Consider the following 12,470-nt stretch of genomic DNA (forward strand, 5'->3'; position numbering starts at 1 on the left):
CCTCGCGGACGGGCGTGGGACAACCCGCGCCCGATCGGCGCGGGATTCAGGCGTTCATGGCAAGAAGGCGGGGAGGCCGCTCGAGACCGGTAAGCTCCGATCCCGGCTTTGCGCAATCCGGACCGATCGCGTGCAGGTTGGCATCGACCGTGGCCATCCGGTGGGCATGGCTGGCGTCGGTCGGGATTGCCGAATTCGTATCGCCGGAATGGTGATGGTGCCCCTGCAGTGCCCCGCCCGCTTCGTCCTCGTCCTCCTGGTCGGGAAAATGATCGTCCAGATGATCGAGCTGTGCGGTCAGGCTGCTGAGCAGCACGCTTTCGTGCTCATCCGCCTGCCCCGGCGCGTGCTGCATCTCGACAACCATGTTCGACCACGCCATCGCGCTCGCAAACAGGAGTGCGAGCGAAAGGACGAACATCATGCAGATGCGGTCCACCTTGAGGTGACGCATAAAGGCCATCAGGGCGTATCGATAGCGAAACCCGACGGTGTGCTCAAGGGCGCGGCGCATTGAAGTCCCTCAAATCGGGGCGCAGTGCCTGCCGGCTCAGCGGTTCGGGATGTGCGTTCCCAGGTGTCGTCCGGCGATGTAGCCGAAGGTCATGCCCGGCCCGAGCGTGCCTCCCGCGCCGCCATAGGCTTCGCCAAGGACCGCCGCCATCGCGTTGCCCGCCGCGTAGAGGCCGGGGATCGGGTTGTCGTCCCAGTCCAGCACCTGGGCATCGGCATTGGTCCGCGGACCGCCGGCGGTTCCCAGCGCGCCCGCTTCCATCTTCACGGCGTAATAGGGAGCCCGATCGATCACGCCCAGGGTGCGATGGGGCGGATCGAAGGCGGCATCGCCCCACATGTAGAAATTGTCGTAGGTGTTGTCGCCGCGGTTGAAATCGTCGTCATGGCCCTTGCGCACCATGTCGTTGAAACGCGCCACCGTGGCGACTAGGCCTTCGGCATCGATCCCGGCCTCGTGCGCCAGTTCCTCAAGCGTATCGGCCTGGATCATGAAAGAAGGCACCGGACCGCCCGGCGGCGTGTTGAAGGTGTGGTACCTGTCGCGGTAGCGCTGGTCGATGATCAACCAGTACGGCAGGTTGGCGTAGCTGTGCGTCCCGGCATCGAAAGCGTGCAGCGTCTTGCCCAGCGCATTGTAGTTCGCCGCCTCATTCACGAAGCGCTTGCCCGCGCGGTTGACGAGGATCGCACCGGGCCGCGCGCGCTCGTCCGAACCCAGCAGGAAATTGGGCTTGGCATTGCGGTGCTGCGGCTTGAACTCCAGAACGCTCTGCATCCAGAAGGCGTGTTGCATGTTGCCCAGTTGCGCTCCGGCGTCGATGGCCATGAGCAGACCGTCGCCCTCGTTTTCCGGCACGCTGACCGGCCCGGTGAGCGGACCGCGCAGGAAAGTCTGGACCAGCTTCTCGTTCCATTCGAAGCCTCCGGTGGCAATCACCACGCCGCGCCGGGCCCGCACGCGATAGTCCTTGCCATCCCCATCTTCAGCAACGACGCCTATCACCCGGTCGCCGGCCTTGATCAGCCTGCGCGCCCGCTTTTCGAACTCCACCGGAATCCCGCGATCCAGCACGGCCTTGAACAACGAGCCGGCCAGGGCCTGGCCCAGTCCCCGATAATCCTTTGCCTCTCGCTCTGCGAGTGTCGCTTCATCGAGGGCGCCGGTTATCGCCTCCATCAGGCTGCCGCGGACCGGATAGGCCATCTTGGTAGGGTTCACCCGGCTCGCCCACTTGCCGAGCCTTTCGAATGCGAAAGCCTCATTGTCGAGCGACCGCCCTCCGTCCGGCTTCGCGCCCGGCATATAGGACTGATAATCGGGAAAGTCGGTAAAGGCATGGAACCGGACAGGCGTCCTGTCCGCGAAGTAGCGGATCATTTCCGGTCCCGTTTCCATGAACGCCATCAGGGTCTCTGGATCGAGTTGCCCCGGTGCGAGGGAATCGAGGTAGGCCACTACGTCCTCGTCGTTTTCCTCGATACCGGCTTCCAGCTGGTGATGGTTTCCCGGAATCCAGAGCATGCCTCCGGACATGGCAGTGGTACCGCCCACCATCCCGGTCTTCTCAAGGATCACCACGTCCTTCGCCCCGAAATCGAAAGCGGAAATTGCGGCCGTCATCGCCGCTCCGCCCGACCCGAGAACCACGACGTCCGCTTCCCGGTCCCACTCGAACTGATCCGTCACAATCCATCTCCCGATTTACCCGGTGCCGTGACCGTTTCCGGTCCCGACAAGGGCGAGCGCTCGTTTTGCAACGACGGTTGTAAATCAGGCCATGAAAGGGCAACCACTCCGAATTGTCATAGGTGGCTGGCGTTCGGTGAACGGGACAGGTCGGCAACCGTGATCGCCGCGCCGAAAGGCTACGCGACGTTTGCGGACTGCGACTTCGGCAGCGATATACGGAACATCGAGTGGGACGATGTCCGCAAGTACGTCGCATCGCCGCCGTGTGCCCGCGCAATACCCCGGACAACGGCCAGGCCAAGACCCGAACCTTCGGAGATGCGCTCACCACGCGCGAATTGCGTAAAGGCATCCTCCCGGAAGCCCTCCGCAAGGCCCGGCCCTTCGTCGGCAACGGTAATCACGGCTGTCTGATCGGAGAATTCGACAACGATCCGCAAGGTGCATGGATCGGCATGACGGCGAGCGTTGTCGACCAGCGCAATTATCGCTTGCCGGATGCGTGCTGGGTCCACCCGCACGATCGCAGGTTGCAGGACCAGTTCCAGGCCGAACCCTGCAGGCGTCAGCATCGAAGTGAGGATCGGGCGCATGTCGTTCACCTCGGCAGCGAGATCAACGTCCGAAAACATCAACTCAAGCCGCCCGCTATCGGCCAGACTTACGCTGCGCAGATCCTCCACCAACCGGGCCAGACCGTCGACCTGCTTCATGAGATCGTCGACAAGCTTTTCATCCAAGACGAAGACGCCGTCCTTCACGCCCTGAAGACGTCCTCGCAGGATGGTAAGCGGTGTCCGCAACTCATGCGCGATCTGGGCGTTCCAGACTTTCACGTCATCGGACATGCGCTGCAGACGGCTGGCCATGGCATTGAAGTCGGCGATCAGCAGTGCCGTTTCGCCATGCGCCTCGCCGACCGATTCCACCCGTGTGGTGAGATTGCCCTCCGCGATGCGACGTGCGGCTTCGCCCACGGCCCCAAGCGGGCGAACGATCCGCCGGGCAAGCCGGATGGCGATCGCCAACGCAAGCAGGACCCCCATCAAACAGGCCGCAAGCGTAATGCCGACATCGAGCCCGAAAGTGTCGCTGGCGCTCGGCGGCGGGGGCGCTACGATCCGCCAGCGCTCCAACACCGCATATACCACGTAGAAGGCCAACGTGATGACGGCGACCGCCGCCAGAGCGAGCGCCGCCATCGAAAGCGCCAACTGCCGGGCAAGGCTGATCCGGCCTCTCATCCGCGCGACCACAAGCGATAACCGACGCCGCGCACCCCTTCCGGCATTTCAGGCACGCCCGCCTGATCGAGCTTGCGACGAAGTTTGCTGACATGGCTGTCGACCGTGCGATCGAGCGCATCCGATCCGGGCATGCAGGCATCCAGCAACTCGCCGCGGCTGAACACCCGCGTCGGCGTTCGGGCCATGTGGGTCAGCAGGCGAAATTCTGTAAGCGTCAAGGCGACCTCGCCCCGTTCGGTCCTGACCAGGTGCGCGTTGGTGTCGATCTCGACCGGGCCTACGCGGAGCACACCGTTCGCGCCATAATCGCCCGAGCGCCGGAGTACCGCCTTGACCCGCGCCACAACTTCAACCGGATTGAAAGGCTTGACGACATAATCGTCCGCACCGATCCGCAATGCCTGAAGCTTGTCGATATCCTGATCGAGCGCAGTGATGACAACGACCGGCGTGTTGCCCCGCCGCCTGACTTCGGACAGCACGCCCCACCCATCGACCAAGGGCATCGAGATGTCGAGCAGCAGGATGTCGGGCTTCAGGGCCAGATGAATGTCCAGCGCTGTCCGACCGTCGCTGGCCTGCACGGTGCGGAAACCTTCGCGCTCGAGATAGGCGCGAATGATCTCGGCAATGTCCTTGTCATCTTCGGCAATGAGCGCGAGCGGATTCATTCGGGGTCTCCGATAGGCATGGACCCGACTTATCAGCGAAATTCGGCGCTTTGCCAGCCTTACTCCACACAGTCTCCATAAAACCTCGACACAGGCGCAACCGAACGCGCAGATAGGCGAAGGCATGATACGTCGATCTATTGCTCGAAGCACGCGATATGCGCTGCCGGTCGTATGCGCCATGTCTGCACTCTTGGCCGGCTGTTCCACCGAGGCACCCTCGAAAACCGCAACTGCCGTCGAAGTTTTGACCGTGCGCGTCGAACCGAGCGCAGTGACGGCGGTGGACGAACTGCCGGGCCGCGTCGTGGCATACCGCACCGCCGAGATCCGCCCGCAGGTCGGCGGCATTATCCAGCGCCGCTTGTTCGAGCAGGGAGCGGCCGTCAGCGCCGGTCAGGTGCTGTTCCAGATCAGCCCTGCGCCGTTCCGGGCCGATGCCGACACCGCCAAGGCGACCGTCGCGAAAGCGGCTGCCACCTACGCCCGCGCGCGCGGACAGGCCGATCGGCTGAAGCCGCTGGTCGAAGCCGATGCCATCAGCCGCCAGAGCTATGACGATGCCGTCGCCGCGCGCGACCAGGCCGCCGCCGAAGTGGCAGAAGCCCGCGCAACCTTGCGCCGCCGGCAGATCGACCTCGGCTTTTCGCGGGTGACCGCCCCGATCTCCGGTCGCATCGGTGCTACCAATGTGACCGAGGGCGCGCTGGTTGCAGCTGCCGATGCAAACCCGCTGGCAACCATCCAGCAGATCGACCGCGTTTATATCGATGTCCGGCAACCTGCCGAACAGTACGCCGCGCTTCGCGAAAAGGGCGCAGCGGGGCCGGTCGACATCCTTACGTCGTCCGGAAGCCTCCACCCCGTGAAAGGGCGCATCCTGTTTTCAGGCATCGCGGTCGATCCGACCACCGGCGACGCGCTGGTCCGCGTCGAGGTAGCGAACCCCGGCGAGCGGCTTTTGCCGGGCATGTTCGTGCGCGCCCGCTTGCCCCGCGCTGTAATACCCGCGGCTTTGACCGTACCGCAGCAGGCCGTGACGCGTGCAGACGATGGCGCTGCGCAGATCAGCGTGGTCGATTCGCAGGACCGGGTCCATGTCCGCCGGGTCCAGCTCGGCCCGCTGAGCGATGGCCGCTACGTCATCCAGTCGGGGCTGCGCAAAGGTGAAATCGTGATCGTTGAAGGCCAGGATCGGGTGCAATCCGGCACCCCGGTCAGGCAGCGCTCATGGGTTGGCCGCAAGGCGGGCTGACGAAAAACCATGCCTCAGTTCTTCATCAACCGCCCGGTCTTCGCCTGGGTCATCGCCATCGCCATCGTCCTGATGGGCGCCATCGCCATCCCGCAGATGCCGGTAGCGCGCTTCCCCAGCGTCGCCCCCCCCACTGTCAGCATCTACGCCACATATCCCGGAGCCACGCCACAAACGCTGAACGACAGTGTCATTTCGCTGGTTGAGCGTGAGCTGTCGAGCGTGAAGAACCTTCTGTATTTCGAAAGCTCGGCAGACACATCTGGATCGGCCTCGATCACTGCGACCTTTCGTCCGGGCACCAATCCGGAGATGGCCCAGGTGGACGTCCAGAACCGGCTCAAGGCCATCGAAGCGCGCCTGCCGCAGGTCGTGCGCCAGACCGGTGTCACCGTGGAAGCCGCGTCCTCGGGCTTTCTCATGTTCGTCAGCCTGGTGTCCGATGAGCGTTATGACGAGTTGGAACTCACCGACTACATGACGCGCAACATCGTCGACGAACTGAAGCGCGTGCCCGGAGTGGGCCGCGTCCAGAGTTTCTCCTCCGAGCGGGCGATGCGCATCTGGCTCGATCCCATAAAGCTTGCCGGATACGGCCTGACTACCAGCGACGTGACCTCGGCCATCGCCGAACAGAATGTCCAGATCGCCCCCGGCACGCTCGGCACGGAGCCGACGACGCAGGGACAGCGCGTGCTCGTGCCGCTGACCGCCGACGGCCAGCTGAAGACCATCGAAGATTTCGCACAGGTCATCCTGAAGGCGAATACGGACGGGTCCAGCGTCACGCTGGACAAGGTGGCCCGGATCGAACTGGGGCAGCAGATTTACGGCAATTCCACGCGCGAAAACGGCAAGCCCGTCGCCTCGGTCGGCCTTCAGCTTTCCCCGGGCGCCAATGCCGTGGCCACTTCGCAGGCGGTCCGCGCCCGCATGACCGAACTGGCCAAATCGATGCCGCAGGACATGCGCTGGTCGGTCCCGTTCGACACTGCTCCGTTCGTGCGCATCTCCATCGAAAAGGTGGTGCACACGCTGATCGAAGCGATGATCCTCGTGTTCCTCGTGATGTACCTGTTTCTCCAGCAGGCTCGCTATACGCTCATACCCGCGATCGTTGCGCCGATCGCGCTGCTGGGCACGATCGCGGTCATGCTGATGTCGGGCTTTTCGATCAACGTGCTGACGATGTTCGGGATGGTGCTGGCGATCGGCATCATCGTCGACGATGCGATCGTCGTCGTCGAGAACGTCGAGCGGCTGATGCACGAGAAGCGCCTTTCCCCCCGCGATGCCACGAGCATGGCCATGAAGGAAATCACGCCGGCGGTCATCGGTATCACCCTGGTCCTGTCGGCCGTCTTCATTCCGATGGCGCTGGCCTCGGGGTCGGTCGGCACGATCTATCGACAGTTCACCATGGCCATGGCGGTATCGATCCTGTTTTCGGCCTTCCTCGCACTGACGCTGACCCCTGCCCTGTGCGCAACCCTGCTCAAGCCGATTTCGGACGAACCGCGCAAGAACCGGTTCTTCACCTGGTTCGATGAGCGGTTCGACCGCGCCACCCAAGGCTATCAGGAATGGGTCCGCAAGCTCCTGAAGCGGACCGGACGCATGATGGCGGTGTTCGCGGCCATCGTCGGACTGTTGGGCATTGCTTTCATCAACCTGCCCTCCTCATTCATGCCGGACGAGGATCAGGGGTATTTCATGACCAGCTTCCAGCTTCCGGCGGATGCGACCGCAAGCCGCACGCTGGATGCCGTCAAGGTTTTCGAGGAGCATGCGACGAAACGGCCGGGCATCGAGAGGACCCAGTCGATCATGGGCTTTGGCTTTTCCGGCTCGGGGCCGAATGCCGCAATGGTCTTCACCATGTTGAAGGACTGGGGCGAGCGCGGCGGAACCGATGTCAGCAAGGAGATCGAGGCGGCCAATGCGGCGACCGATGCCTCCGTTCATGAAGGTCAGGTAATGAGCATGATGCCGCCCACGATCGAAGAGCTTGGCACGTCCTCCGGCTTTTCACTGCGACTGGAGGACCGTGCGGGCAAGGGACGCGAAGCGCTGTTCGCCGCGCGCGACATGCTGATCTCGCAGGCCGCCCGCAGCGACAAGGTGACCGATGTCCGTGCCGACGGGCTGCCTTCAGGTACTAGCGTACGACTGGATATCGATCGGGCGAAAGCTCGGGCGCTCGGCGTATCCTACACCGCGATCTCCGACGTTATCAGCACCGCGCTGGGCAGCAATTACGTCAACGACTTCTCCAACCGGGGCCGCTTGCAGCAGGTGATCGTGCAGGTCGATGCAAACTACCGCATGAATCTGGACGACGTGATGCAGCTGCGCGTCCGCAACATCAGCGGCGGAACCGTGCCGCTGGCCGAACTGGTCACTCCGGTCTGGAGCAACGGGCCGCTCCAACTCTCGCGCTATAACGGCTATCCGGCGGTCAGCATTTCCGGCTCGGCAGCATCTGGAGTCTCCAGCGGCACTGCGATGGTGGAGATGGAACGACTCGCTGCACAACTGCCCCCGGGCTTCGGGATCGAATGGACCGGCCAATCGCTGCAGGAACGCGAGGCCGGGGCGCAGGCGCCGATGCTGCTGGCCCTGTCGATGCTGGTCGTGTTCCTCGTGCTGGCTGCCCTTTACGAAAGCTGGTCGATCCCGGTGGCGGTGATGCTGGTGGTGCCACTGGGCCTGATCGGCGCGGTGATGGCAGTGATGGTGCGCGGCCTGTCCAATGACATCTTCTTCAATGTCGGCCTCATCACCATCATCGGCCTCAGCGCCAAGAACGCGATCCTGATCGTCGAGTTCGCCAAACAGTATCGCGAGGCGGGCAGTTCCCTGATCGAGGCGACCATAACTGCGGCCCGCATTCGCCTGCGCCCGATCGTCATGACCAGTCTGGCCTTCACGCTGGGAGTCGTGCCGCTGATGCTGGCAGGCGGTGCCAGCGCCGAGACGCAGCACGCGATCGGGACCGGGGTGTTCGGCGGGATGATCACCGGAACCGTGCTGGCGCTGATATTCGTGCCGGTCTTCTTCGTGGTGGTGGCAAGCCTGGCCGAGCGCTGGACAGCGCGACGGACGACGAAGGAGGCATGACCATGGGAATTTCGATGCGCCCCCTGACACTTATCCTGTTACTGGCGACCGGCGCCTGTTCGATGACACCGAAGCTGAACCTGCCGCCCGCACCGGTCGCAGACAGCTACCCCGGAGCAGACACTGCAGCGACGGCCGAGGCGCTGCCCGCATGGCGCGGCATGTTCGGCGATCCGCGCCTGCAGCGGCTTATCGCCCTGTCGCTCGACGCCAATCGCGATCTGAGGATCGCCGCGCTCAATGCCGAGGCCGCGCGAGCGCAACGGACCGTCCAGCGCGCCCAGTCTCTCCCCTCGATCAACGCCGAGGGCGGCTATTCCCGGCAGCGGCAGCCCGCCGGCGCAACGGGCGCGGCTGTCGGCGGCACCTCGGGCAACGGTGCGACCGGTATCGAGTTCGGGCAGTTCACGGCCCAGGCAGCACTGACAAGTTTCGAGATCGACCTTTTCGGCCGTTTGCGTGCCTTGAACGAGGCAGCGTTCCACCGCTGGCTATCCTCGGTAGAGGCCAGGCATGCCGTGCGTCTCAACGTCATCGGGACGGTCGTCGACGCCTATCTGAACGAGCGACTGGCCGAGGAACAACTCTCCCTCACCCGCTCGACTTTGGCGGACTGGGAAACATCCCTCGACATCTCGCGAAGGTTGAAGGCGGCCGGACAGGCCAGTGGGGTCGATCTGGCGCAGGCCGAAGGCCTGGTGCGCCAGGCACAGGCCGATCTGGCCCAGCGCGAGCGGGAACTGGCACAGGCGAGCAACGCTCTGACTCTGGCGGTCGGAGCGCCGCTGCCCGGCGATCTGCCGCCGCCCATATCACTGATGGATCAGCCGATCCGCACCGAGCTGAACGCGGGCACGCCGTCGGACCTGTTGATCCACCGGCCCGACATTGCACAGGCAGAGCAGGAGTTGCGCGCCGCCAACGCCGATGTCGGCGCGGCCCGCGCAGCATTCTTTCCTCGCATATCCCTGACGGCTGCCTTCGGTTTTGCCAGCCGCGCTTTCGAGGGACTGTTCCAGGGGGCAAATCGCTCGTGGTCCTATTCGCCTGCGATCAGCGTGCCGGTGTTTCGCGGCGGCGAGCTGCGTGGCAATCTCGACATTGCGAAGTTGCGCACCTCCACCGCCGTCGCAACCTACGAAAAGACGATTCAGACCGCCTTTCGCGAGGTCGCAGACGGCCTGGCGGCGCGCGCGACGTATGCCACGCAGCTGACCGAACTGCGCGCTGTCGTAACCCAGGCGCAACGCCGCGCTTCGCTGGCGCAGCTTTCCTATAGTGCCGGGATGTCGAGCCGTCTGGAACTGCTCGATGCCCAACGCGCTACTTATGCCGCGCAACAGGCAGCACTTGTCGTTCGGCGCGACGAACTGGCCAGCGCTGCCGCCCTGTATCGTGCGCTGGGCGGCGACACCGGGCAAAATACCGACACGCCGTGAGTGCATCCGGCTCCATGCTGCATGGCGATGATATCGCCATTCCCGACCGGGAATTCGTGTATCGCCAAGTTCGCGACCAAGGACGCTGGACGAACGCTCCTGCGCCAATCTTGTGACATTGAACGACACCATGCAGGCATCTTCACCGCAAGCCGTCAGCGGCGGATATTCCTCCGGCAGCGCTGATCCCGGCCCGGGCTGGCGTTGGCGCTACTGGTCGATTTTCGGCGGACAGGCGCTGTCGCTGATCGGTTCAGCGATGACGCAGTTCGTTCTCATCTGGTGGATTACCGACACCACTGGCGATCTTGGCGCGCTGGCAACGGCCGGGCTGGTCGCGCTGTTGCCGCAGGCATTGCTGGGCCCGATCGGCGGGACTTTCGCCGATCGCTACAGCCGACGGATGCTGATGATCGTTGCCGATACGGTCAGCGCCGTTTGCATCCTCGTGCTGATCGCCCTGTTCGCGAGCGGGCAGATCGCCTTGTGGCATGTCTATGCCGCGATGTTTGTCCGCAGCGCGGCAGCCGCGTTCCAGATGCCCGCCTCGTCGGCGAGCACGGCGATGCTCGTGCCCGCCGGCTTCCTGCCCCGCGCGGCAGGACTCAACCAGACCATGATCGGAATCGTGACCATTGCTGCCGCGCCGTTCGGTGCACTTGCGATCAGCGTCATGCCCGTTGGCATGGCGCTGTGGATCGATGTCGCGACCGCCCTTATCGGTATCGCGCCGCTCCTCCTGTTTGCCATTCCGCAGCACCGGACACCCTGGAATCCTTCAACCAGCCTGTGGTCAGAATTCCGCGAAGGCATTCGCATCGTGTGGCAGAGCCCCGGATTGCTTCGCATCTATGCTTTGCTGACCGCCGTGGTTCTTGTCGTCATGCCGACTTTCACCCTCCTGCCGCTTCTCGTGAAGGAACACTTCGGAGGTGGCCCCGTCCAGGTGGCCGTCCTGGAAAGCCTGGGCGGAGCGGGAATGATCCTGGGCGGCCTCATCGTGGCGGCAATCGTACCCAAAAGGATCGTAAGGTGGATCCTGTGGGGCTTCGCCCTGTCCTGCGCGACGCTGGCTCTGACTGCGCTGATGCCACCGGCGCTATTCTGGCTGGCGACCATATTCTGGGCGCTGAGCGGTACGACCTTCATCCTTGGCGATGCGCCATTTACCGCATTGATCCAGTCGACAGTACCCAACCGGTTTCAGGGTCGGGTTCTCTCGCTGCTCAACACCCTGATGGGACTGGCTGCGCCCGTCGGCCTGCTTGCCGCCGCACCGCTTGGTGAAGCGATAGGTGTTCGCTGGCTGTTCGTGCTTCTGGGCGGACTTGGCACGTTGATATGCCTTCTGGCCTTCCAGTCCCCCACGTTGCGCAAGGCCGATTGAACTGCCGAGCGCCCGGCCGGACTGGGCGGAACGATCGGCAGCCACCTGTCCCGGTCGATTGCCTCAAGCCGAGATCATTTGAGCGATGGCGTTTTCGTGCGCCTGCCAGTCGACGCCACATGCCGACAGCCAGGCATCGTCGTAATAGGTACACCCGTAACGTTCACCGCCATCGCACAGGATCGTGACGATCGAACCTTGCTCGCCTTGAGCGGACATCTCTTCGATCAATTGCGCACAAGCCACGAGGTTCGTTCCGGTCGACCCTCCTACTCTGCGGCCCAGACGGCGGGACAACGCACGCATCGCGCCGATACTTTGTGCGTCCTCGACCGCGATCATGCGATCGATCACCGAAGGGATGAAGCTGGGCTCGACGCGTGGGCGACCGATCCCTTCGATGCGACTGGCATGACCTTCCGGCAGGGAAACCGCATTGCGATCCACAAAGTGGCGGTGAAATATCGAATGGACCGGATCGGCGACGCAAAGCCGGGTCGCATGGCGCTGATAGCCGATATAGCGGCCGATCGTCGCGGAAGTCCCGCCCGTGCCCGCACCGCATACAACCCACATCGGCACCGGATATTCCTCGGCCGACATCTGCGCGAATATGCTTTCCGCGATATTGTTGTTGCCCCGCCAGTCGGTGGCGCGCTCGGCATAGGTGAACTGGTCGAGATAATGCCCGCCCGTCTCGCTGGCGAGGCGATGCGCGACATCGTAGACCGTTCGCGGGTCGTCGACGGCATGGATCTCGCCGCCGTGGAAGCGGATCGCGTCGAGCTTCGGCGCAGCGGTGGTCGCCGGCACCACGGCGATGAAGCGCAGCCCCAGCATCCGCGCGAAATAGGCTTCGCTGACGGCAGTCGATCCCGAGGATGCCTCGATCACGCACGTGTCCGGGCCGATCCAGGCATTGCACAGCGCATAGAGGAAGAGCGAGCGGGCCAACCGGTGCTTGAGGCTGCCGGTCGGATGGCTGCTCTCGTCCTTCAGATACAGCTTGATATCCGGGTGGCGGGGCAGATCGATCCTAATGAGATGCGTGTCGGCCGAACGATTGTAGTCCGCCTCGATCCTGCGAATGGCCTCTGCGCGCCAGGCGCGTGCGGCTGCATCGCTTTTATCAGCAGTCATCGAAA

General features: G+C 63.8%; 9 protein-coding genes. 4 read left to right on the top strand and 5 right to left on the bottom strand.

Going from position 1 to position 12,470, the window contains the following annotated elements:
* Positions 1 to 46: 46 nt before the first annotated feature.
* The 4 genes from B5483_RS04390 to B5483_RS04405 form a co-directional block, all read right to left on the bottom strand.
* Positions 47 to 463 carry a hypothetical protein gene (locus B5483_RS04390; RefSeq protein ID WP_245828813.1) on the bottom strand — a complete coding sequence of 139 codons (417 nt, stop codon included), beginning with the start codon at positions 461 to 463 and terminating at the stop codon, positions 47 to 49.
* 87 nt (positions 464 to 550) lie between these two features.
* Positions 551 to 2,203, bottom strand: a complete 1,653-nt coding sequence (locus tag B5483_RS04395; protein WP_245828814.1) for an FAD-binding protein — start codon at positions 2,201 to 2,203, stop codon at positions 551 to 553.
* A 179-nt stretch (positions 2,204 to 2,382) separates the two neighbouring features.
* Entirely contained in the window at positions 2,383 to 3,450 is a 1,068-nt protein-coding gene (locus tag B5483_RS04400; RefSeq protein WP_139383902.1) for an ATP-binding protein, read from the bottom strand.
* Positions 3,447 to 4,124 carry a response regulator gene (locus B5483_RS04405; RefSeq protein WP_054946522.1) on the bottom strand — a complete coding sequence of 226 codons (678 nt, stop codon included), beginning with the start codon at positions 4,122 to 4,124 and terminating at the stop codon, positions 3,447 to 3,449. Before B5483_RS04405 ends, B5483_RS04400 begins: the two co-directional genes overlap by 4 nt.
* 181 nt (positions 4,125 to 4,305) lie before the next feature.
* Here B5483_RS04405 and B5483_RS04410 point away from each other — a divergent pair, with 181 nt between their 5' ends.
* The 4 genes from B5483_RS04410 (at position 4,306) to B5483_RS04425 (ending at position 11,325) form a co-directional block, all read left to right on the top strand.
* Positions 4,306 to 5,379, top strand: coding sequence for an efflux RND transporter periplasmic adaptor subunit (locus B5483_RS04410; RefSeq protein WP_139383903.1), 1,074 nt, complete (start codon positions 4,306 to 4,308; stop codon positions 5,377 to 5,379).
* Positions 5,380 to 5,388: 9 nt separating this feature from the next.
* A complete protein-coding gene (locus B5483_RS04415) occupies positions 5,389 to 8,499 on the top strand; it encodes a multidrug efflux RND transporter permease subunit (RefSeq protein ID WP_079729573.1) in 3,111 nt (1,036 codons plus the stop codon).
* A gap of 2 nt (positions 8,500 to 8,501) precedes the next feature.
* A complete protein-coding gene (locus B5483_RS04420) occupies positions 8,502 to 9,938 on the top strand; it encodes an efflux transporter outer membrane subunit (protein WP_079729574.1) in 1,437 nt (478 codons plus the stop codon).
* Positions 9,939 to 10,056: 118 nt separating this feature from the next.
* Positions 10,057 to 11,325 (top strand): MFS transporter, encoded by a 1,269-nt coding sequence (locus B5483_RS04425; protein ID WP_217698189.1) that lies wholly within the window; start codon positions 10,057 to 10,059, stop codon positions 11,323 to 11,325.
* 63 nt (positions 11,326 to 11,388) lie between these two features.
* Here the strand turns inward: B5483_RS04425 and B5483_RS04430 are convergent, their stop codons facing one another.
* Positions 11,389 to 12,465, bottom strand: coding sequence for a PLP-dependent cysteine synthase family protein (locus B5483_RS04430; RefSeq protein WP_079729576.1), 1,077 nt, complete (start codon positions 12,463 to 12,465; stop codon positions 11,389 to 11,391).
* Positions 12,466 to 12,470: the final 5 nt, after the last annotated feature.

Source organism: Novosphingobium mathurense (genome assembly GCF_900168325.1).
Lineage (GTDB): Bacteria > Pseudomonadota > Alphaproteobacteria > Sphingomonadales > Sphingomonadaceae > Novosphingobium > Novosphingobium mathurense.